At 70.7% G+C, this 21419-nt stretch carries 22 protein-coding genes, 2 tRNA genes and 1 other RNA gene; 15 read left to right on the forward strand and 10 right to left on the reverse strand.

Annotated elements, in window-relative coordinates:
- The first annotated feature begins 20 nt into the window (after window positions 1–20).
- Entirely contained in the window at window positions 21–932 is a 912-nt protein-coding gene (locus ACK5IN_RS06070; RefSeq protein ID WP_416895307.1) for a cation diffusion facilitator family transporter, read from the forward strand.
- Here ACK5IN_RS06070 and ACK5IN_RS06075 read toward each other — a convergent pair whose 3' ends face one another.
- On the reverse strand, window positions 933–3431 hold the full coding sequence (locus ACK5IN_RS06075) for an ATP-dependent DNA ligase (protein ID WP_416895308.1): 2499 nt from the start codon (window positions 3429–3431) through the stop codon (window positions 933–935). It abuts the gene before it with no gap.
- Between the two features lie 47 nt (window positions 3432–3478).
- Here ACK5IN_RS06075 and ACK5IN_RS06080 point away from each other — a divergent pair, with 47 nt between their 5' ends.
- Window positions 3479–4285, forward strand: coding sequence for a Ku protein (locus ACK5IN_RS06080; RefSeq protein WP_416895309.1), 807 nt, complete (start codon window positions 3479–3481; stop codon window positions 4283–4285).
- On the opposite strand, the gene ACK5IN_RS06085 is transcribed toward ACK5IN_RS06080, so the two are convergent.
- The gene (locus tag ACK5IN_RS06085; protein WP_416895346.1) at window positions 4282–4983 is read right to left on the reverse strand and encodes a DedA family protein; all 702 of its coding nucleotides are present in this window, start codon (window positions 4981–4983) and stop codon (window positions 4282–4284) included. The genes ACK5IN_RS06080 and ACK5IN_RS06085 overlap by 4 nt on opposite strands.
- 72 nt (window positions 4984–5055) lie before the next feature.
- Window positions 5056–5137, reverse strand: a tRNA-Leu gene (locus tag ACK5IN_RS06090).
- Between the two features lie 122 nt (window positions 5138–5259).
- On the opposite strand from ACK5IN_RS06090, the gene ACK5IN_RS06095 reads away from it, so the two are divergent.
- The 7 genes from ACK5IN_RS06095 to ACK5IN_RS06125 are packed head-to-tail and all read left to right on the forward strand — an operon-like array spanning window position 5260 to window position 9727.
- A complete protein-coding gene (locus tag ACK5IN_RS06095; protein WP_416895310.1) occupies window positions 5260–6426 on the forward strand; it encodes a CpaF family protein in 1167 nt (388 codons plus the stop codon).
- On the forward strand, window positions 6423–7280 hold the full coding sequence (locus ACK5IN_RS06100; protein WP_416895311.1) for a type II secretion system F family protein: 858 nt from the start codon (window positions 6423–6425) through the stop codon (window positions 7278–7280). Before ACK5IN_RS06095 ends, ACK5IN_RS06100 begins: the two co-directional genes overlap by 4 nt.
- Complete coding sequence (locus tag ACK5IN_RS06105; protein ID WP_416895312.1) at window positions 7277–8197, forward strand: type II secretion system F family protein; 921 nt, start codon at window positions 7277–7279, stop codon at window positions 8195–8197. The genes ACK5IN_RS06100 and ACK5IN_RS06105 overlap by 4 nt, the downstream gene beginning before the upstream one ends.
- 29 nt (window positions 8198–8226) lie before the next feature.
- Window positions 8227–8427 (forward strand): hypothetical protein, encoded by a 201-nt coding sequence (locus ACK5IN_RS06110; RefSeq protein WP_416895313.1) that lies wholly within the window; start codon window positions 8227–8229, stop codon window positions 8425–8427.
- 4 nt (window positions 8428–8431) lie between these two features.
- Window positions 8432–8821 carry a TadE/TadG family type IV pilus assembly protein gene (locus tag ACK5IN_RS06115; protein ID WP_416895314.1) on the forward strand — a complete coding sequence of 130 codons (390 nt, stop codon included), beginning with the start codon at window positions 8432–8434 and terminating at the stop codon, window positions 8819–8821.
- Complete coding sequence (locus ACK5IN_RS06120; RefSeq protein WP_416895315.1) at window positions 8796–9290, forward strand: TadE/TadG family type IV pilus assembly protein; 495 nt, start codon at window positions 8796–8798, stop codon at window positions 9288–9290. Before ACK5IN_RS06115 ends, ACK5IN_RS06120 begins: the two co-directional genes overlap by 26 nt.
- Window positions 9290–9727: a pilus assembly protein TadG-related protein gene (locus ACK5IN_RS06125; RefSeq protein ID WP_416895316.1), complete on the forward strand. Its 438-nt coding sequence runs from the start codon at window positions 9290–9292 to the stop codon at window positions 9725–9727. Before ACK5IN_RS06120 ends, ACK5IN_RS06125 begins: the two co-directional genes overlap by 1 nt.
- A gap of 10 nt (window positions 9728–9737) precedes the next feature.
- On the opposite strand, the gene ACK5IN_RS06130 is transcribed toward ACK5IN_RS06125, so the two are convergent.
- A complete protein-coding gene (locus ACK5IN_RS06130) occupies window positions 9738–11018 on the reverse strand; it encodes an MFS transporter (protein WP_416895317.1) in 1281 nt (426 codons plus the stop codon).
- Window positions 11019–11045: 27 nt separating this feature from the next.
- Between ACK5IN_RS06130 and prfB the strand changes: the two genes are divergently transcribed.
- The 4 genes from prfB (at window position 11046) to smpB (ending at window position 14581) form a co-directional block, all read left to right on the forward strand.
- Window positions 11046–12155: a peptide chain release factor 2 gene (prfB, locus tag ACK5IN_RS06135; RefSeq protein ID WP_416895318.1), complete on the forward strand. Its 1110-nt coding sequence runs from the start codon at window positions 11046–11048 to the stop codon at window positions 12153–12155.
- Between the two features lie 65 nt (window positions 12156–12220).
- Entirely contained in the window at window positions 12221–13153 is a 933-nt protein-coding gene (gene ftsE, locus ACK5IN_RS06140) for a cell division ATP-binding protein FtsE (protein ID WP_416895319.1), read from the forward strand.
- The gene (gene ftsX / locus ACK5IN_RS06145; RefSeq protein WP_416895320.1) at window positions 13150–14064 is read left to right on the forward strand and encodes a permease-like cell division protein FtsX; all 915 of its coding nucleotides are present in this window, start codon (window positions 13150–13152) and stop codon (window positions 14062–14064) included. Before ftsE ends, ftsX begins: the two co-directional genes overlap by 4 nt.
- Before the next feature lie 40 nt (window positions 14065–14104).
- Window positions 14105–14581, forward strand: coding sequence for an SsrA-binding protein SmpB (gene smpB / locus ACK5IN_RS06150; protein WP_416895321.1), 477 nt, complete (start codon window positions 14105–14107; stop codon window positions 14579–14581).
- A 3-nt stretch (window positions 14582–14584) separates the two neighbouring features.
- Here the strand turns inward: smpB and ACK5IN_RS06155 are convergent, their stop codons facing one another.
- The 3 genes from ACK5IN_RS06155 to ACK5IN_RS06165 are packed head-to-tail and all read right to left on the reverse strand — an operon-like array spanning window position 14585 to window position 18083.
- On the reverse strand, window positions 14585–16048 hold the full coding sequence (locus ACK5IN_RS06155; protein WP_416895322.1) for an MFS transporter: 1464 nt from the start codon (window positions 16046–16048) through the stop codon (window positions 14585–14587).
- Between the two features lie 38 nt (window positions 16049–16086).
- Entirely contained in the window at window positions 16087–17379 is a 1293-nt protein-coding gene (locus ACK5IN_RS06160; protein WP_416895323.1) for a M20/M25/M40 family metallo-hydrolase, read from the reverse strand.
- Window positions 17380–17423: 44 nt separating this feature from the next.
- Complete coding sequence (locus ACK5IN_RS06165) at window positions 17424–18083, reverse strand: SIMPL domain-containing protein (protein ID WP_416895324.1); 660 nt, start codon at window positions 18081–18083, stop codon at window positions 17424–17426.
- Between the two features lie 126 nt (window positions 18084–18209).
- On the opposite strand from ACK5IN_RS06165, the gene ssrA reads away from it, so the two are divergent.
- Window positions 18210–18579: a transfer-messenger RNA gene (gene ssrA, locus ACK5IN_RS06170) on the forward strand.
- Window positions 18580–18833: 254 nt separating this feature from the next.
- On the opposite strand, the gene ACK5IN_RS06175 is transcribed toward ssrA, so the two are convergent.
- The 3 genes from ACK5IN_RS06175 to ACK5IN_RS06185 are packed head-to-tail and all read right to left on the reverse strand — an operon-like array spanning window position 18834 to window position 21234.
- Complete coding sequence (locus tag ACK5IN_RS06175; RefSeq protein WP_416895325.1) at window positions 18834–19829, reverse strand: pirin family protein; 996 nt, start codon at window positions 19827–19829, stop codon at window positions 18834–18836.
- 26 nt (window positions 19830–19855) lie between these two features.
- Window positions 19856–20431, reverse strand: a complete 576-nt coding sequence (locus ACK5IN_RS06180) for a hypothetical protein (protein WP_416895326.1) — start codon at window positions 20429–20431, stop codon at window positions 19856–19858.
- Window positions 20428–21234 carry an inositol monophosphatase family protein gene (locus ACK5IN_RS06185; RefSeq protein WP_416895327.1) on the reverse strand — a complete coding sequence of 269 codons (807 nt, stop codon included), beginning with the start codon at window positions 21232–21234 and terminating at the stop codon, window positions 20428–20430. The genes ACK5IN_RS06180 and ACK5IN_RS06185 overlap by 4 nt, the downstream gene beginning before the upstream one ends.
- Before the next feature lie 94 nt (window positions 21235–21328).
- Between ACK5IN_RS06185 and ACK5IN_RS06190 the strand changes: the two genes are divergently transcribed.
- Window positions 21329–21404: transfer RNA gene (locus tag ACK5IN_RS06190), tRNA-Lys, on the forward strand.
- Window positions 21405–21419 lie beyond the last annotated feature (15 nt).

Consider the following 21419-nt stretch of genomic DNA (forward strand, 5'->3'; position numbering starts at 1 on the left):
TTCTGGCCTAGCCTGGAGCCATGCACGACCACGCACCGTCCGGCATCCGCGGTGCCGGCAACCGGCGCCTGCTGGCGATCTCGCTCGGCATCACCGCGACCGTCATGGTCGTGCAGGTCGTCGGGGCGATTCTCAGCGGCTCGCTGGCGCTGCTCGCCGACGCCGTCCACATGTTCACCGATGCGGCGGCGCTGGTCATCGCGCTCGTGGCGAGCACTGTCGCAGCGCGCCCGGCGAACGACCGGCGCACGTACGGCTACCAGCGCGCCGAGGTGTTCGGCGCGCTGGTGAACGGCGTGATCCTGTTGGTCCTGGCCGCGGGCATCGCCGTAGAGGGGATCCGCCGCCTGATCGACCCGGGCGAGGTGGAGGTCGCGGGAACGCTCATGCTGGTGGTCGCCGCCGTCGGGCTGGTGGCCAACGCGATCTCGCTGTGGCTGCTCAGCGCCGCACAGAAGCGCAGCATCAACGTGCGCGGTGCCTACCTCGAAGTGCTCGGTGACCTGCTCGGCTCGGCCGCGGTCATCGTCGCGGCGATCGTGATCGTCACCACCGGGTGGCTCCCCGCCGACGCCATCGCCTCGCTGGCCATCGCGGCGATGATCCTGCCGCGCGCCGTCGGCCTGCTGCGCGAGGTGGTCTCGGTGCTGGCGCAGTCCGCGCCGCCCGGGGTGCACGTGCAGGAGATCCGCGCGCACCTGCGCGAGGCGCCCGGCGTGGTCGGCGTACACGACGTGCACGTATGGCAGCTCACCCGCGGCGCGCCCGTGTTCACCGCTCACGTGGTCGTGGACGACGCGGTGCTCAGCGAGCGGCGTTCGGGTGAGCTGCTGACCGAGCTGCAGGCATGTCTGGCCGACCATTTCGACGTCGAGCACTCCACGTTCCAGCTGGAGCCGTCCGGTCACACCGAGAGCGAGCGGCACGCGTGATCAGTACTCGGGGGTGACGTCGGCGGGGGACTTGTCGGGGCGCAGTCCGCGCCAGCGGGCGTGACGCAGGATGCCGCTCGGTGTCCACTCCGCGAAGGCCACCTCGCCGACGAGCTCGGCACGCACCCACAGCGCATCGGACGCATCCGTGACCGGCACGTCGGCGAACGGCGACTCCTTGATGCGCAGCGGGGTGAGCTGATCTTCCAGCCGCTTCAGCATCGCCTCGGTGAAGCCCGATCCCACCCGGCCCACGTACTCGAGCCCGGCGTCGCCGGGAACACCCAGCAGCAGTGACCCGATCGACCCGGTCCGTCCGCCACGACCGGGCCGGATGCCGCCGATCACCACCTCCTGGGTGCGCACGTTCTTGACCTTGAGCCACGACTCCGAGCGCGCACCCGGGCGGTACGGCGACGACGGGTCTTTCACGACCACGCCCTCCAGCCCGAACCGGCGACTCGCATCGAGTGCCGCATCCACGTCGTCGAACACGGGCGGCACGACGAACGCAGCCCCCGCATCGGCCGCGCGGTGCTCGAGAAGTCGTCGCCGCGCACTGAGCGCAGCATCCATTCTTCCCGGCGCATATGCGTCGAACAGGTGATACCGCACCGGCGTGTGCTTCTGCTCGTGGGCGATCTCGTGCGGCTTCGTGAGGTGTATGCGGTTCTTCAGCAGAGCGAAGCTCGGCGCACCGCGCTCGCCGAGGGCGACGATCTCACCGTCCAGCACGAGCGAGCCGTCGCCGAGCGCCGGTGCGGCGGTGAGCTCTGGATACCGGTCGGTGATGTCGGTGCCACTGCGCGCGTAGAGGCGCAGGTGGGTGCCGTCCCAGACGCCGAGGGCGCGCACGCCGTCCCACTTGATCTCCGCCCAGGGGGCGCCGTCGTCGCCCGCCCAGCGCGCCGCGGCCGCCCGCGCGATGCCCGGGGTCGAGTTCGTCGCCAGCATCGGCTCCGGGCGACGCGCCTGTTCTTCCCGTGCAGTCGATGTCGCCCCTTCGGTCGTCGCATCTGCACGGTCCGCGCCCGAAGCACCCGCTGTTCGCGACGACTCGACGTGTGGGGGGCACGCCACGACGGGCTCGCCGTCGGGCTGCGGGTGGCCTGCGGCATCGGTCTTCGTGCGATGCAGCAGCCACCGGGACTTCTCGCCCTCGCCCTGCGTGCGGATGAGCGCCAGGCGCACCCGTCCGAGCGGCCCGCCCGGCCGGCCCTCCGCGGTGAGGATGATCTCGTCGTCGCGCCACTTCTCCAGGTCGTAGCACCCGTCGTCCCAGATCGTCACGGTGCCCGCGCCGTACTGCCCGTGCGGGATGGTGCCCTCGAACGCGCCGTACTCGAGGGGGTGATCCTCGGTCATGATCGCGAGGCTGTTGTTCGTTGTCGTCGGCGGCACTCCGCGCGGCACCGCCCAGCTCACGAAGACGCCCTCGTGCTCGAGCCGGAAGTCCCAGTGCAGCGCGGTGGCGTGGTGCTCCTGGATCACGAAGCGGGGCCTGTCGGCCGTCGCCGTGGCGCCGAGGGCGTTCGACGGCACGGGCTCGGGGGTTCCGCCGGCCGTGCGCTTGGCGATGTAGCGGGCGAGAGGGCCGTCGTCGGCTTCGCGGCCGCCGGCCCGGAACCCCAACGCGGCCATCGGATCGGCGATGCGCTCGAGCACCTCCTCGAACCGCAACTGGCGCAGGCCCGGATCGTCGAGCTCGGCCCACGTGCGCGGAGCCGCCACGGTCGGCTCGATGCGCCCGCGCAGCGAGTACGGGGCGATGGTCGTCTTCGCGGCGCTGTTCTGGCTCCAGTCGATCAGCACCCTGCCCGTGCGCTCGGCCTTCTTCATGCTGCTGACCACGAGGTCCGGGTGATCGGCTTCGAGGGCGCGGGCGAGCTCCTTGGAGAGCGTCGACGCCGACTCGCTGGTCTGACCCGGCGGCAGCGCAGCATAGATGTGGATGCCCTTGGAGCCGCTGGTCACCGGCATCGGGTCCAGACCCATTCCGTGCAGGATGTCACGGGCCAACCGGGCCACCTCGGCGCACTCGGCGAGCCCCATGCCCGGGCCGGGGTCGAAGTCGAGCACGAGCCGGTCGGCAGGCCCGCGGGTGCCGTCGGCGGCGAAGCGCCACTGCGGCACGTGCAGCTCCAAGCTCGCCACCTGCGCCAGACAGACGAGTGTGGGCACATCGCCGATGAGCGGGTACTCCTTCGCTCCCTTCACGTGCTCGATCGGCAGCCGGCGCACCCAGGACGGCGCCCCGCGCTCCAGGTCCTTCGCGAAGAACACCAGCCCCGGTTCAGCATCGGTTCCCACGCCGTCCGGCCAGCGCTTGCGGGTTACCGGCCGGCCTGCCACGTGCGGGATCAGCAGCGGAGCGATGCGCGTGTAATAGTCGATCACCTCGCCCTTCGTGGTGCCCGTTGCGGGATACAGCACCTTGTCGAGGTTCGTCAGACGCAGGCGGCGCCCGTCGATGCGCACCGTCTGTTCGTCGCCCGCCATGGGCCCAGGGTATGGCAGGGCATGCCGCACTGGTGTTCACTGGAGGGATGAGGGCCATCTGGAAGGGTGCCGTGACCTTCGGGCTGGTGAACGTGCCGGTCAAGGTCTACTCGGCGACCGAAGACCACGACGTGCCGCTGCACCAGGTGCACGCTGCCGACGGCGGCCGCATCCGCTACCAGCGCATCTGCGAGCTCGACGGCGAGGTCGTGCCCTTCCAGGACATCGACAAGGCCTACGACGACGGCGAGCGCACCGTGGTGCTCACCAAGGAGGACCTCAAGGCGCTGCCGGCCGAACGCAGCCGTGAGATCGAGGTCATGGAGTTCGTGCCCCGCGACCAGGTCGATCTGCTGCTGCTCGACCGGGCGTACTACCTCGAACCGGACTCGGCCTCGCCCAAGGCGTACGTGCTGCTGTGCCGCACGCTCGCGCAGACCGATCGTACGGCGATCGTGCGGTTCTCGCTGCGGCAGAAGACTCGGCTGGCGGCCCTGCGCGTGCGCGGCGACGTGCTCGTGCTGCAGACGCTGCTGTGGCCCGACGAGGTGCGCGAGGCATCCTTCCCCGCTCTCGACGACACCCCGGCCGTCTCGGCGAAGGAGCTGGAGCTGTCGGCCGCCCTGGTCGACACGTACGCGAAGGACTTCGATCCGGGGCAGTTCACCGACGAGTATCAGGCCGAGCTGCGCACGCTCATCGAGGCGAAGCTCGAGAAGGGCGAAGCGATCAGCACGGCCGAGACGTTCGGCGACCGCGAAGAGGCGACCGAGGGCGGCGAGGTGATCGACCTCATGGAGGCGTTGCGCGCCAGCGTCGAACGGTCGCGTCAGGCGCGCGGGGCCGTCTCCTAGTCGGCCGCCTCTTCGGTGTCGCTGACCGGCCCGGCCTGCGCGGCGGCCGCCTTGCGGGCCTTGTAGCGCTCCGACAGGTAGTGCCACAGGGTGATCAGCGCCGTGCCGCCGACGGCCAGCAGCAGGATGATGTCGATGTACTCGGTCACCAGGTCGCGGATCCACGGAATGTAGGCGATGAGGTAGCCGACCATGGTGAGCCCGACGCCCCAGATGACGGCGCCGATGAAGTTGTACAGCGTGTAGCGGCGCCACGGCATGTGCCCGACGCCGGCGGCCACCGGCGCGAAGGTGCGCACGATCGGCACGAAGCGGGCGAGGATGATCGTCAGCCCGCCGAAGCGCTCGAAGAACGCGTTGGTGCGCTCCACGTTGCGGCGGCTGAACAGGCCCGACTCCTTGCGTTCGAATACGGCCGGACCGCCCTTGTGCCCGATGACGTATCCGACCTCGCCCCCGACGAACGCGGCGAGTCCGATGAGCAGGCACACGATCCAGATGTTGACGCCGAACACGTCGCTGGTGTGGGTGAGCAGGCCGGAGATGACCAGCAGCGTGTCGCCGGGCAGCAGGAAGCCGACCAGCAGCCCGGTCTCGGCGAACACGATGAAGCAGACCACCAGCAGCGCCCAGGGCCCGGCCGCCGAGATGATCGTTTCGGGGTCGAGCCAGGGGATGAGTGCGGTCGGTGCGTGCAGGGCGGTCTCGAGCACGAGGAGTCCCGTCGGTCGTGTGCGTTCGGCGGATGCGGCGCAATGGATCACCGCCCGTGCGGAAGGTGGGACTTGAACCCACACGCCCGAAGGCACAGGAACCTAAATCCTGCGTGTCTGCCAGTTTCACCACTCCCGCGTGGGTCAAGTCTATCGGCGCACCTGCGCGCACGCTGGGGGAGAACCCCCGGATGCCGGGGGGTCCCACCGCGCTGTGGATAACTTGCGGCGCGGCCGGGGCATTCTTGCGATCATTCACGAGTGCCCCCGGTCCCCGTCGCATCCGCTCCGCCCGCGACTCCTGCCGCGGCGGTGGCCGAGCGCGTGCGGGAGCGGCTGCGTACCGAGCGTGCCGATCCCGCCCGCCACCCCGACCTGGCGGCGCGCATCGCGTACGCCGAAGTGCGACGGCACAACGACTTCGCGCTGGCCCGCGGGCTCGTCCCCGTCGAGGACGAAGCCGCGTGTGTGCGCGACGTGCTGGCTGCCGTCACCGGCTACGGCCCGCTGCAGCCGTACCTCGACGATCCGTCGATCGAAGAGGTCTGGATCAACGCGCCCGACAGGATCTTCGCGGCCCGCGGTGGCGTCGCCGAGCGCACGCCGCTGCAGCTGACCGACTCGGCGGTGCGCGATCTCGTCGAGCGCATGCTGCACGCCAGCGGCCGCCGCGTCGATCTGAGCCAGCCGTTTGTCGATGCGTCGCTCCCGGACGGCTCGCGGTTGCACGTGATCATCCCCGACATCACCCGCCGGCACTGGTCCGTGAACATCCGCAAGCACCTGCCGCAGTACCGTGACCTGGGCGCGCTCATCGCCGCCGGGTCGCTTCGCCCCGAGGCCGCCGACCTGCTGCGCACGGCGATGCGCATGGGGCGCAGCGTGCTCGTGTCGGGGGCGACGCAGGCGGGCAAGACGACGCTGCTGGGTGCGCTCATCGCGGCGGCACCCGCGCAGCACCGCATCGTCACCGTGGAGGAGACGTTCGAGCTCGCCGTCGACGCCCCTGACCTGGTCGCTCTGCAGGGCCGTCAGCCGTCGCTCGAGGGGACGGGTGAGGTGACCCTGCGCCGCCTCGTGAAAGAGGCGCTGCGTATGCGCCCCGACCGCATCGTGGTGGGCGAGGTGCGCGATGCCGAAGCCCTCGACCTGCTGCTGGCACTCAACACAGGCGTCCCCGGCGCCGCGACCATCCACGCGAACTCGGCCCGCGACGCGCTGCGCAAGCTGTGCGCGCTGCCGCTGCTGGCGGGCCGCAACATCGACGCGGGCTTCGTGCAGCCGGCGGTGGCGACCTCGGTGCACCTGGTGGCGCACTGCGAGCTGGATGCCACCGGTCGCCGCCGCATCGCCGAGATCGCCGTGCCGACCGGCCGAATCGCCGACGGAGCCATCGAGGCCGACACGGTCTACGAGGACCGGCGGTGACGCTCGTCTGGGGTGCCGTCCTCGCCGCGGGGCTGCTGCTCGTGCTGTCGCCGTGGTTATGGCCCGTGCGCCCCGCCGTGCCCGTGCCCGTGTCGTCCGGACGGCTGATGCGCCTGCTCGAGGACGCGGGCCGCGCACACGTGCGTCCGCGCACCGTCGTGGTGGCCGCCGCCGTGGCCGGTGCTGTCGCGGCAGCCATCGCCTTCGTCTTCACGACCGTGCCTGCCTTCGCGACCGTGGCCGCGGCGGCCGGCGCGGCGGCGCCGTTCGTGTGGCTGCGTACGCGGAGGCTCGCCCTGCGTCGCTCACGGCGCGCGCTGTGGCCGGACGTGTGCGACCTGCTGATCGCGTCGGTGCGCGCCGGGATGTCGCTCCCCGACGCGGTGGCGAGCCTCGCCGACACCGCGCCTCCCGCCCTGCGGCCGGCTTTCGCGGCCTTCCGCCGCGACCTCGCGGCATCCGGGCACTTCGACTCCGGCGCGGTGCGGTTGAAGACCGTGCTGGCCGACCCCGTCGCCGACCGCATCGTCGAGACGCTGCGCATGGCACGGCAGGTGGGCGGCACCGAGCTGACCCCCGTGCTGCGGGCGCTTTCGACCTCGGTGCGTGCCGAGGCGTCGCTGCGCGCCGAGGTGGAGGCCCGGCAGTCGTGGATCCGCGGCGCCGCAGTGCTCGGTGTCATCGCACCATGGGTGATCGTCGCGCTGCTCGCCATGCGCCCGGAGGGCGCCCGCGCGTACGCCAGCCTGGAGGGCATCGTGCTCGTGATCGGCGGCGCCGTCGTCTCGTTCGTCGCGTTCCGGGTGATGTTGCGCATCGGCCGTCTGCCCGAACCGCGGCGGTGGTTCGCGTGACCGGGCCCAGCGACCTCGCGCTCGCCGTCATCCTGGGTGTCGCGTTCGGCCTCGGGGTGTGCAGCCTGCTGGCGGTCACGCCGCGATGGGGCGCGGCATCCCTCTCGCGTCGCATCGCGCTGTACGTGCGCGACGTCGCCGACCCGCGCGGCGCGACCGGGTGGCCGGACGCGCCCGGCCTCGACAGCGTGCGTGCTGCGGCGCAGCAGCGCCTGAGCCGGCTGCTCGGCGGGGCCGACGGCGTGGCGCGCCGGCTGGCACAGGCCGGATGGACGATGGATGTCTCGGCCTTCCGCGGCCGGCAGCTCGCCTGGGCGCTCGGTGCGGTGATCCTCGGCGGCCTGGTCGCCGTGCTGCTCGCGGTGCTCGGTCGCTGGACACCCGCGGCGGCGCTCCTGCCGCCGGTGCTCGGCGCCGTCGCTCTCGTGCTGTGCGACGCGCGGCTGACCGCTGCCGCACGGTCGCGGGCGCGTCGTGTCGAAGAGGAACTGCCGACCGTGCTGGAGTTCCTCGCCCTGTGCCTGGCTGCGGGGGAGGGACTGCTCGAGAGCCTGCGACGCATCGGCGATGTGGGTGCGGGCGACCTCACCACCGAGCTGCGCGGCGCCATCGTCGCCGTCGGCACGGGTTCGTCGCTGTCAGAGGCGCTGACCGCCACCGCACAGCGGCTGCAGGTTCCGGCACTCTCGCGCTCGGTCGACCACCTGGTGGCTGCCATCGAGCGCGGTGCACCGCTCGCGCAGGTGCTGCAGGCGCAGGCCGGCGACGCGCGTGACGACGCCAAGCGCGTGCTGATCGAGCAGGCCGGACGCAAGGAGATTCTCATGCTCCTGCCGCTGGTGTTCCTCTTGTTGCCCCTCTCGGTGATCTTTGCGATCTTCCCGGGAATCCTCATGTTGCGGCTCGGCATCGGCTGAGCCCACGACCGATCGGAAGGAAACGCGCGATGACATCGCTTCGAACGAGACTGCTGCCGCGCCCGCTGCGCGACGCATGCACGACACTGCGCGACGACCGCGGCGACGTGCCCGGCTGGGTGCTCGTCACATTGATGACGGCCGGACTCGTCGTCGTGATCTGGGCGCTTGCCGGTCCCGCCCTTGCGGGCCTGTTCGAGCAGGCGATCGCGCGCGTCTCAGGGTTCTGAGCGGATGCGCGCCGGCCTGTCGGACGACCGCGGCAGCAGCCCGGTCGAGTTCGTTCTCGTCGGCGCCCTGCTCACCTTGCTGACGCTCGGCGTACTGCAACTCGGCTTCGCCGTCTACGTGCGCAACGTCGTGCATGACGCGGCGGTCGAGGGGGCGCATCACGCCGCGCTCGCCGACACGACGCTCGATGCGGGCGTCGCCCGCACAGCAGACCTCATCACTCGCACGGTGGGTGCCGACTACGCCGGCGACATCCGTGCGCACCAGACGCTGCGACTCGGGCACGAGGTCGTCGAGGTGACCGTTTCGGCGACACTGCCGCTCGTCGGGCTGCTCGGCATGCCCGCTGCGATGGAGGTGACCGGCCATGCGCCGCTCGAGTCCCTGGGCTGAGCCGAAGCGCTGGGCCGATGCCGCGCGCCGCGTCCTGCGCGACGACCACGGCTCGGCGGCGCTCGAGTTCATCACCGTCGGAGTGCTGATGCTCGTGCCGCTCGTCTACCTCGTGGTCGCGCTGGGCGCGATCCAGGGGCAGGCGCTCGGCGCCGAGGCCGGCGCCCGGCACGTTGCCCGGGCCGTGTCGACCGCGCCCGATTCCGCCACGGCGACCCAGCGCGCCGACGCGGTGCTGCGGGCGATCGTCGACGAGTACGGGCTCTCACGCGACGAGATCGCCCTCTCGCTCAGCTGCCGCCCCGCCACGGCGACCTGTCCCGCTGCCGGGGCGACGCTCGTCGTGACCGTGCGCACGAACGTGCCGCTGCCGCTGGTGCCGCCCGTGCTCGGGCTCGACGCCATCGCGAGCGTTCCCGTCGAGGCGTCGTCGGCGCAGAAGGTCTCTCGGCTGTGGCGGGACGGGTGATGCGCCGCCTGCACCGCCGGATCGTGCGCACGGCCCGCGGCGACGCCGGCAGTGTGCTGCTCCTCACGCTCGGCTATGCGGCGCTTGCGATCGTCGCGATCCTCGTGTGCGTCAACGCGACGAGCCTGTATCTCGCTCAGAAGCGCCTCGACGGCCTCGCCGATGCGGCGGCGCTTGCGGGCGCCGACGGCTATACGCTGCGGGTCGAGGCGGGGCGCATCCACGCCGACCTCGACGATGCAGGGGTGCGCGATCAGGCCGAGGCCCTGGTCGCCGTGGTGGGCGACGGCGCGGTCGTCGTCACGGCCGGCACCGCCGACGGCACGTCGGCTCGGGTCACGGTGCGGGCCGACTGGCATCCGCCGCTGCTGTCGCTGTTCGTTCCCGACGGCCTCGCACTGCAGGCGACGGCCACGAGCCGCACGGCCCTGAACTGAACGAGCCCGGTCAGCCGTGCCCGGCGCGGGGGATGAGGCGGGGGATCCACCGCCAGAACGCGGCCGCCCCCACGAACCCGAGCACACCGATCGCACCGGCGGCGACCGACAGCGATGTGACCGCGGTGATACCGGCCACGAGCAGCGGTGCCAGCGCGCCGCCGGCGTCGGTGAGCGTGCGCCACGAGCCGAGGAACGGCGCCGGGTCGCCCTGCGGCGAGAGATCGGCGCCGAGGGTCAGAAGGATGCCCGACGACAGTCCGTTGCCGACCCCGAGCACGGCGGCGAACATCGCGAACCACATGGCTGCGGCATCCAGCTCGTGGGTGAAGGCGAGCGCGAGGAATCCCGCGCCCATCAGCAGCATCGCCGGCAGCGCCGCCCACAGCCGCCCGAACCGGTCCATCACCTGCCCGCTGGCATAGAAGAGCGCGAAGTCGATGGCGCCCGAGATGCCGACCACCAGTGCGATCGTCGTCGCGTCGAGCCCGATCGACACGCCCCACAGCGGCAGCACGAGCTGACGGGCCGAGCGTACGGCCGACAGGCACGCGGCCGCACCGCCCAGTCGTGCGAGCACGCCGCGGTGCTGCCTCATTGTGCGGAATACGCCGGGTCGCGTGCCCGCCGTCGGAATCGAGCCGGTCACGGCCTCGCCCGTGTCTTCGGGGACGACCAGAGACGTGGATGCCTGCGGCACCGGCGCCACGGTGAGCTCGCGCTCGGGGTCGGGCCCCAGCAGCACGAGCAGGATCACCCCGGCCAGGCACCCGGCGAAGAACCACAGGGCGGCCGCCTCCGTGCCGAACAGGCCGAGCAGCCCGGCGGCGACGAAGGGCCCGACGAACACGCCCAGCCGGTAGGCGCCGCCCAGCAGCGACAGCGAGCGCGCGCGGAGCGCAAGCGGCACGCGCGTGGTCATGAACGCATGGCGGGCCAGGCCGAAGGCGGCGGCGCAGAAGCCGATGACGAGGACGGATGCCGCGAACACGGCCAGCGACGGCGCGAACACCATGCCGAGCACGCCGACGACCGACACCGCCGCGGCCACCGTCATGGTCAGGCGCTCGCCCATGCGGGCCACCGCCCAGCCGGCCGGGATATTGCCGCACAGCTGCCCGACCACGAGCGCGGCGGTCACCAGCGCGGCCATCGCGACGTCTGCGCCCAGTGCCGAGGCGATCACGGGAATCAGCGGGATCACGGCACCCTGGCCGAGGCCGTACAGCACCGTGGGCCCATAGATCATGGGCGCGAAGCGCAGCAGCAGGTGACGGGCGGAATCGGTCATACCCCAGAAACGTTAGTCTGGAGTGTCATGCTCGAGCTCGATCTGTCTTCTGAAATCGCCGACCTGAGGTCCACCTTCACCGAGATCCAGGCGGTGGTCGACGTTCCCGCGCTCACCGAGGAGATCGCGCGGCTGAGCGAGCAGGCCGGTGCGCCCGACCTGTGGGACGATCCCGAGCAGGCGCAGAAGGTGACCAGCGCGCTGAGCCACAGGCAGGCCGAGTTGGGTCGCGTCACCGCCATCGAACGCCGTCTCGACGACCTCGAAGTGCTCATCGAGCTCGCGAACGAGATGGATGACGAGGAGTCGGCCGACGAGGCGCGCGCCGAGCTGTCGGCGCTCGCCGATGTCATCGCCCAGCTCGAGGTGCAGACGCTGCTCGACGGCGAGTACGACGATCGCGGTGCCGTCATCACGATCCGCTCCGGCGCCGGCGGCGACGACGCCACCGACTTCGCCGAGATGCTGCTGCGCATGTACCTGCGGTGGGCCGAACGGCACAAGTACTCGGTCAAGGTCATGGACACCTCCTACGCCGAGGGCGCCGGCATCAAATCGGCGACGTTCGAGGTCGACGCCCCGTACGCGTACGGCACGCTGTCGGTCGAGGCGGGAACCCATCGGCTGGCGCGCATCAGCCCCTTCGGCTCCGCCGACAAGCGGCAGACGTCGTTCGCCGCGGTCGAGGTCATCCCGGTCATGGAGGAGGCGCAGGAGGTCGAGATCCCCGAGAACGACATCCGCGTGGACGTCTTCCGTTCGTCGGGTCCCGGCGGGCAGTCGGTGAACACCACCGACTCGGCCGTGCGCCTCACCCACATCCCGACCGGCATCGTCGTGTCGATGCAGAACGAGAAGAGCCAGATCCAGAACCGCGCCGCCGCCATGCGCGTGCTGCAGACGCGACTGCTGCTGCTCAAGCGCGAGGAGGAGGCCGCCAAGAAGAAGGAGCTCGCCGGCGTCATCACGGCCAGCTGGGGCGATCAGATGCGCTCGTACTTCCTCTACGGCCAGCAGCTCGTCAAGGACCTGCGCACCGGCTATGAGGTGGGGAACCCGGCGAGCGTGTTCGACGGCGACCTCGACGGGCTGATCGCCGCCGGCATCCGCTGGCGCAAGCGCAAGGACGACGACTGAAGGTTCGTCGTCGGCCGGGTGTCGCAACCGGCAACCGTGACGGTGCCGCCTAGGCTGGCACAGCCATGATCCGGTTCGAGAACGTCACCAAGCGGTATCGCGGCACCGCCAGCCCCGCGCTCAGCGATGTCGACTTCGAGGTGCAGCGCGGCGAGTTCGTGTTCCTCGTCGGGGCGTCCGGCTCGGGAAAGTCGTCGTGCCTGCGCCTGATCCTGCGGGAGGACGTCCCCTCCGCCGGGCGCGTCGTCGTGCTCGGCCGTGACCTGCGCACCCTGTCGAACCGCAAGGTGCCGTATTTCCGGCGGCACATCGGCGCGGTGTTCCAAGACTTCCGGCTGCTGCCGACCAAGACCGTGTTCCAAAACGTCGCCTTTACCCTGCAGGTGATCGGCTCGTCGCGCGGCTTCGTACGGCAGGCCGTGCCCGAGGCGCTGGCACTGGTCGGTCTGGAGGGCAAGGAGCGCCGACTGCCACACGAGCTCTCCGGCGGCGAGCAGCAGCGCGTCGCGCTCGCCCGCGCGCTCGTCAACCGTCCGCAGGTGCTGCTGGCAGACGAGCCGACCGGAAACCTCGACCCCGCCACGTCGGTCGACATCATGCAGCTGCTCGCCCGCATCAACGCGGGGGGCACCACGATCCTGACGGCCACGCACGAGGCCGGGTTCGTCAATCAGATGAAGCGACGCGTGATCGAGCTGAAGGGCGGCGAGCTCGTGCGCGACGAGCGTCGCGGCGGATACGGCGACACGTCGGCGATCCCGCTGCTGGTGCCCGAGGCCGATCGCGAGGCCGAGGCGGCGGCGGCGCTGACGGCCGCGCTCGAGGTGAGCAGAGAACGGGAAGTGGATGCCGCGGCCGAGCCCGTCGAGCAGGAGTCGCCGGTCACCCGCCCGGTCGCCCTGCCGGTGCCGGAGATCGACATCGCCGAGCTCGGCGTCGCCGACCGCCTCGGTCTCGGCGCCGCCGAGGACGACGACGAAGTGGGGCCGACCGCATGAGGTTCGGGCTGATCTGGTCGGAGGCGCTGTCAGGGCTGCGCCGCAACGCGTCGATGGTCATCTCGGTGGTGCTGGTCACCTTTGTCTCGCTGACGTTCGTCGGCGCCGCGATCCTGATGCAGATGCAGATCAGCGGCATGCGCACGTTCTGGCAGGACCGCGCGCAGGTGCAGGTGTACCTGTGCGCGACGGGGTCGACCGCCGCCACGTGCACCGAGGGCATGGCCACCGAGGAGCAGATCCAGGCCGTGCACGACAAGCTCGACAGTCCGGCCCTGGCCCCGCTCGTCAAGGAGGTGCAGTTCCAGACCTCCGACGACGCGTACGAAGAGCTCGTCGCACTGCTCGGCGAGGAGGAGGCCAGCTTCCTCTCGCCCGAACAGGTGAGCGCGACCTTCCTCGTGCGCCTGGTCGACCCGATCGAATCCGATGCCATCGTCGAAGCGTTCGCGGGCACCGAGGGCATCGAAGAGGTACGCGACCAGCTCGAGCTGCTCAACCCGCTGTTCTCGGCACTGACGGTCGCCACCTACATCGCGGTGGGCATCGCGGCGCTCATGCTGATCGCCGCGGTGCTGCTGATCGCCACCACGATCCGGCTGTCGGCGTACGCGCGGCGCCGTGAGATCGGCATCATGCGGCTCGTGGGCGCATCGAACAGGTTCATCCAGACGCCGTTCGTGCTCGAGGGCGTCTTCGCCGCACTCATCGGCGCGGTGCTCGCCAGCGCCGCCGTGCTCGCCGGTGTGAAGTTCGGCGTCGAAGGCTATCTGCAGTCGCGGGTGTCGTTCGTGACCACGTGGGTCGGCCTCGGCGAGGCGGCCATCGTCGTGCCGATCCTGCTCGGCATCGGCGGCGTGCTGGCCGCCCTGTCGGCAGGGTTCGCCATCCGTCGGTGGCTGCGCGCGTGAGATAGACTGGCGGGCTGTCGATCAGAGCCGGGAGTGCGCCATGCCGAAGGAACGCGGGGAAAAGGTCATCGCGACCAACCGTCGTGCGCGCCACGACTACGCCATCGAGAAGACCTACGAGGCGGGGCTCGTGCTCACCGGCACGGAGGTGAAGTCGCTGCGCCAGGGGCGCGCGAACCTCTCCGACGGCTACGCGTACATCGACGGAGGTCAGGCCTACCTCGACGCCGTGCACATCCCGGAATATTCGCAGGGTCACTGGACGAACCACGCAACCAAGCGCACGCGCAAGCTGCTGCTGCACAAGGACGAGATCATCAAGCTCTCGCACGCGGTCGCCGCCGGCGGCTACACGCTCGTGCCGCTGCGCCTCTACTTCGTCGACGGCCGCGCCAAGGTCGAGCTCGCAGTCGCGAAGGGCAAGCGCGAGTACGAGAAGCGCCAGACGATCCGCGAGCGCGAGGACAAGCGCGAGGCCGAGCGCGCCATGCGCACCCGCAACCGGCTGGGGGAGTGACCCTCAGCGCGTGAGCGAGTCGGTGTCGAGCAGCGTGTGCGACGACCGGTCGGTGAACGCCCGCTTCGGCACGAACACGAGGATCACCGCGGCGATCAGCGCGGTGACGCCGCAGACCACCCATACGGTGACGTAGCCCGAGAACGAGCCTGCGGTGCCGCCGGTGGCCGCGTGCCCGGTCGCACCCTGCAGCAGCGCGATCCCGAAGATGCACGACGCGATCGCGCCGCCGACGGTCTTCACCGAGTTGGTGAGCCCCGTCGCGACGCCGGTCTGCGTCGACGGCGCCGCCGATGCGGCGGCCGCGGGCAGGGCGGCCACGAGGGCGCCGGAGCCGAGGCCCACGACGACCATGTTCGTGATCATGTGCGCGTAGGCGCTGTGCATCGGCAGGAACATCAGGAACCCGATGCCGACGAGCAGCGCCGCACAGATCAGCGCGACGCGTGGCGAGATGCGCCGCGAGACCGGGCTGTACAGCAGGGCGCCGAAGATCATCGCGACCAGGTAGATGCCGATCACCAGCGACGTCGCGAAGCCGGCGGTGCCGAGCCCGTACCCGTAGATCTCCGGGTCGGTGCGCATGAACGTCGACAGCGGCGCCTGCGCGCCCAAGACGCTTACCCCGAACAGCCCCGCGGTGAGGAACACCGGCCCGAGCGCGGGGGAGCGGAACATGCGCACGTCGATGATGGGGTCGGTGTGGCGCAGTTCCCACAGCACGAACGGGATGACCAGCAGCACGCCGAGCACCACGACCGTCCAAGCCCAGGCATCCACCGGTCCGTTGATGCGCAGCAGACTCAGCCCCCCGGTGAACGCGATGAGCGCGATCGAGATGAGCACCAGCCCGACGGTGTCGAGCCGGCCGCCGGTCGTGTCGGGAGACTCCTTCACGCCGAACAGGATCACGAAGAAGCACACCACGATCAGCAGGCCGGGGATGAGCAGGACGATGGTGAGCGGAAGGATGTCGATGAGGGCACCGCCGACGAGCGCACCGGCGATGGCGCCGGCCTCGAGCGCGGCGACCAGGAAGCCCGCCGCACGGGCAGTGATGGTAGCCCGGCCCTCCATGCGGCGTGACCGCGACCAGATGAGAGCGATCTCCAGCGGCAGCCACACGACGTAGAAGCCCATGAGCGTCCACCACACGAGGAACAGCAGGAACGAGTCGGTGAACGGCAGTGCGAGCCCCGCCGCCGCGGTGAGCGCGGTGGAGATGAGCAGCATGCGCCGGTGCCCGACCATGTCGCCGAGCTTGGCGAAGGCGGGCACGACCAGCGCCGACAGCATCAGCTGCGTGCCCTCGAACCAGTTCACATCGGCATCGGGCACGTTCAGATGCCGGGCGATGTCGGTCATCATGGGCGTGTAGTAGCCCTGTACGACCCCACTCGTGAACTCGACGAAGGCCAGAAAGCCGACCACGCCGGCGAGGGTCGCCAGTGTGACGCGGTGCGCCATTCGTGCTCCTCTGCACTCGATGCTGTGAAACAGCGTGATTACTGTAGCTCCCCGATGAGCGCACGGTGGAATCGCTCGCCGCGCTCGAGACTCGTGATCTCGACGCGCTCGTCCACACCGTGGATCGAGGCGCGCTGCGCGACCGACATCTCCAGCGGCGCGAAGCGGTACACCGCCGGGGCGAACCGGTGGAAGTGCCGCGAATCGCTGGCCTGCATCATGATGTACGGCACCGTGGCCGCACCGGGGTAGGCGGCCGACACGGCAGTCTCGATCGCGGCGAAGGCATCGGTGCCCACCGCGGACTCGGGCGACGGGTCGTCGCCTTCGATGACGATGACCGACACCCGGGCGTCGGCGATGCGGCGGCGCAGCCGTCGCACGGTCGTCTCGACCGTCTCGCCGATCGCGATGCGCAGGTTCACCGTCGCCTGCGCCTGCGACGGCAGCACATTGGCGGCGGTCCCGCCGCCGAGCATCGTCGGCGCGACGGTGGTGCGCACGAACGCGGCGGTCTCGCCGCCCAGGGCGGCGAACACGCGGGCCGACAGGAACGGCGCAGCAGCCAGCATCCGATACAGCGCGCGCGCCGGCCCCCGGCTCATGCCCGCGAACCGCGCGAGCATCGCCGAGATCGCGCGTGGGCTGCGCGCGCGGAAGGTGCCCGGCGCCAGCCGGTCGAGCGCGCGGCCGATGCGGCGGGCGGCGGTGAACGACGGAGGAGCGGATGCGTGGCCGCCCTCGCCGCGCGCCTCGAGCCGCACCGTGAGCACCCCCTTCTCGGCCACGCCCACCATGGCCGACTGCCCGCGCACGAACGGCAACGGCGCCTCGACGACGGCACCACCCTCGTCGAGCACGAGCCACGGCACGATGCCGCGATCGCGCAGGGCTGCAGCGATCGTGGCCGCCGCGTCGCCGAACGTCTCCTCGTTGCCGCCGAACGACAGGTACACGTCGCGTGCGGGCGTGAACCCGGCGGCCAGCAGGTTCTCGACCGCTTCGAGGATCACGATCAGAGGGCCCTTGTCGTCGAGCGCACCCCGCCCATGCACCCAGCCGTCGGCGATGCGCCCCTCGAACGGCGGGTACGTCCACGGGTCGGACTCGTCGACCGGCACGACGTCGTAGTGCGCCATCAGCACGAGCGGACCGTCGGGCGCTTCGCGCCGCCCCTTCCAGCGGAACAGCAGCCCCAGGTCGGTGTGTCGTTCGAGGGTCAGCTGTTCGTGCGTGCGCGGGTAGAGCTCGGCGATCAGGGCGACGAAGTCGTCGAACGGCTGCATGCCCCGCCGCTCGAGCTCGGCCGACACCGTCGGCAGTCGGATCATGCGCGAGAGGCGATCGGCGATGCCCGGGCGGGCAGCGGAGTCCATCATCGTGCAGCGAACCGCGCGTCGACCGACGACGCGACCCGGATCTCTTCCGGCTGGAAGTCGAGCACCGGCCCGCCCGCGTCGGCGCTCATCGCACGCGCGGCGAACATCGCCCGCTGCTCGGGACGATCGCCGTCGCCGAGCAGGCCGGAGTCGGCCACCGACAGCGGTGTCACGCCGGAAAGCTCCAGGGCCAGCGCGTAGGCCTCGGCCCGTTGCACCGCGACCTGCACGGCCCGGGTGGCCACCTCGCGCTCGACGCGCGCCCTCGTCTCGGGCGTCAGCCGCCAGTCGATCCACCCCAGCTGCACACCCTCGCGCACGGCCACTTCGCCGGCCCAGAACGACAGCGCGGCGAAGTCGGCGAAGACCACGGTGAAGTCGACGGATGCGTGGTGCACGGGCGCGAGCCGTTGCCCCTCTGGACTCCACGGGCGGTCGCTCCACACGGCCGCACGCTGGCTCGACCACTCGGCCACATCGCCCGCGCTCTGCCGCTCGGCCAGGTCGGCACGTACCGGCTCGGTCAGCGCGGCCACCCGCTCGACGACGGCGCCGCGCTCGGCGCCCTCGACCACGATGGTCAGGTGCACGACGGCGCGCTCAGGCAGCAGACGGGTCTCGTGCTCGCCGCGAACGGTGATGATGACATCGCTCATGACGTCGAGCCTACGCGGGAATGCGCTCCCGACCCGGCATGTTGTAGTCTGTAATGCTCGGATGCTCAGGCCTCCGTGTTGGCAATTCCACAGTGTGACAGCGGTCCCTCCACACGGAGGTCACTCGGGGCTGATCGGTTTCGACAGCGCCTGTGAATCCACGAGAAGCGGGCCGAGGATGCAGGGTTATCTCGTGAACGCCCCCTGCGAACCAATAGTTGCCGATGCAAAGCGCAACGACTTCGCCCTCGCTGCATAAGCGAGCCCGATAGTCCGTCAGGCCGTGGCTGATTCCGACACGGATCCTGGCGTCATCTAGGAATCTCGCTGCGTGACGGCGTCTGGACGTCACGCGGGACTCTTCCCAGACTGGGCCTGTCGACTTAGGTGTCTGTGACAAAGGTCGGGGCCGAGCAGAACGCTCGCACAGACTGCGCCCGGAGAAGGCGTGGAGACTCAGCGTTGGACGGGGGTTCGATTCCCCCCAGCTCCACAACCCGCTGTCACACCGATGAAGGCCCGACCCCTGGTGTCTCTGGGGGTCGGGCCTTCATCGTGCCTGCACCCCGTCATCGTGCGTGCTCTTCGCCGCACGCGTTGCTCCCTGTGCGTTCACTTGCCCCGTTTCGCGAGTTCTCCCCGCAGAACGCGGCAAGCGAGCGGACGTGGCCGCTGCGCCCCGCGGTTCACCTGTCACGATTCGCGGGTGCGCACCGCAGAACGTGGCACGTGAACGCACGGGCCGGCATGTCAGGTGCGCGGGCGCAGCCGCACGTTCGGCAGTGGCGGGGCGGGCAGCGGTGGCCGCTGCCCCGCCGGGAAGTCGCCGAACAGGCGAGGTTTGCCGGCGTCGTCGGGGTCGGCCGGCTCGAAGCCGAGCTCGGCCTGGTAGCGGCGGCGGAACTCCACGACCTCGTCGTGGCTGCGACCGATGAAGTTCCACCACATGACGATGCTCTCGCCGAGCGGCACCCCGCCCAGGAGGATGACCCGGGCGCCGTCAGGTCCCACGGTGAGCCGAAGGGTGTCGGCGCCTGTCGGGATGTATGCCAGCGTGCGCTCGGGCACGGCGGTGCCGTTGACCTCCACTTCGCCCGTCTCGGCGAGAACCGCGTGCTCGAAGTCGCGCCGCACGGTGAGCGTCACGGTGGCGTCGGGCTGCAGAAGCAGCTCGGCGCCGAGCAAATCGGGCGTGCGGGTGTCGACCGGGGAGTGCGAGCCCAGCAGCTCTCCGATGAACACGCGTGCCGTCAGCCCGGGCGCGCGCACAGGCTCGGGGGCGTAGTGCACGAAGTCGTTGCCGGTGAACCGCGTCGACGCGGGCATCGCATACCACAGCTGCACGCCGTGCAGGGTCGAGGTGTGCGCCGTACTGATCTCGGAGTGCGTGATGCCGCGGCCCGCGATCATGAGGTTCAGCTCGCCCGGCGCGACCTGCGCGGCGTGGCCGTCCGAGTCCAGGTGGTCGATGGCGCCCTGGAACAGCCACGAGACGGTGGCGAGACCGGTGTGCGGATGCCGCGGCACCGCCATTCCGCCGCTGCGGGCGATATCGTCGGGCCCGTAGTGGTCGAGGAAGCACCAGGCGCCCACGAAGGAGCGTGCTTTCGAGGGCAGCGTGCGATACACGGTCATGGCCCGCGGGCCGCCCAGCGGCACCTCGCGCGGCGGGAGCAGCTCGACGCCGACGCACGACTGTCCCGGCTCGAGCACGGCCAGGTGCGGGCCCGGTTCAGGGTTGGTCATCGCGGCGTCCCCTCTCGGGACCGATGCTACGTCTTCGGCCACTCCACGAGCAGCAGCCCCTGCTTGGTGTCGGCGAAGGTCACCCAGTCGTCGCCGAACAGGAAGGTCCACCCGTATCCCTGCTCGTCGGGCGCCGACACCGTGTCGGGGGTCTCGGTCAGATAGATGCCGTCGCCGCCGTCCTCACGCACCCAGCCCTCCTGCAGCAGCGTGCTCTGGTGCTGCGCGGCCTGATCGGCAGTCAGCGGCGCCCAGCCGAACATCTGCACGTGATCGCTGGCCACCGACATGTCGCCCCAGGTGCACGTGATGCCGTCGTCGACCTCTGCGGCGCCGATGCGGAACACGTCTTCGCGGAACGACCAGCCTGCCGCCTCCAGGTCGGCGACCACTTCGGCGGGGATGATCGTGTCGCACGTCGGCTCGGCGGTCGGCTCAGGCGCTTCGGTCTCGCTGGCGACCGGTTCCGCAGCTGGTAGCGCCGACGTCGTCGTCGGCGGCGTCGTGGGATCGGCTGCGGGCTCCGCTGCGGCGCAACCGGTGAGTCCGACGGCGGCGAGGGCAAGCACGGCGAGCGTGCGGGGCAGGGGGTGCCGGGTCATCGGTCCTCTTCTCGGGATGTCGCGGGGGCATGAAGCAGGGACAGGAAGGCGTCGTGCAGGATGCCGTTGGTCGCCAGCGACGAACGTGCCGTGATCGTGGGCTCGCCGTCGAACGACGTCATACGGCCGCCCGCCTCGGTGATGATCGGCACATGCGCGGCGATGTCGTACTCGGCGACGTCGTACTCGGCGACGAACTCGAGCCGCCCCTCGGCCAGCAGCATGTACGGCCACGCGTCGCCGTACCCGCGGTCGCGCCAGACCGCGCGGCTCAGGCGCACGAGGTCATCGAGGTGGCCGGCGGCATCCCACTGCGCGATGCTCTGGAAGCTCACGCTCGACCGTGCGACGTCGTCGACCGCAGAGACCCGGATGCGGCGGGGCTCGCCGCCGGACGTGTTCGTCCACGCGCCGAGGCCGGTGGCGCCCCACCAGCGCCGGCCGATCGCCGGCTGGCTGACGACGCCCACCTGCGGGACGCCGTCGACCGCCAGGGCGATGAGCGTCGCCCACATGGGGATGCCCTTGAGGTAGTTGTGGGTGCCGTCGATCGGGTCGATGATCCACTGGCGACGTGTCGTGCCGGTCGTCCCGTACTCCTCGCCGAGGACACCGTCGTCGGGGCGCTCGGCGGTGAGGATGTTGCGGATGGCTCGTTCAGCGGCCAGATCGGCCTCGGTGACGAAGGTCGCATCCGGCTTCGCCCGCACATCGAGATCGTCGGTGTCGAAACGTGACATCGAGACGCTGTCGGCGGCGTCGGCCAGGCGCAGCGCGAGGGTCAGGTCGGCGGCGAGTATCACGTCTCAAGGATAGTCGGCGACCCGTCGGTCCGATTGGCGATGGCGCCGACCGTGATGGTATCGTTGACCCTTGGTTCGCCTGCTGGCGCACCATGCGCCTCTAGCTCAATCGGCAGAGCAACTGACTCTTAATCAGTGGGTTCAGGGTTCAAGTCCCTGGGGGCGCACCATCCATAACGAAACGT

The sequence above is a fragment of the Microbacterium sp. genome (assembly GCF_047971895.1).
Taxonomy (GTDB): Bacteria; Actinomycetota; Actinomycetes; order Actinomycetales; family Microbacteriaceae; genus Microbacterium.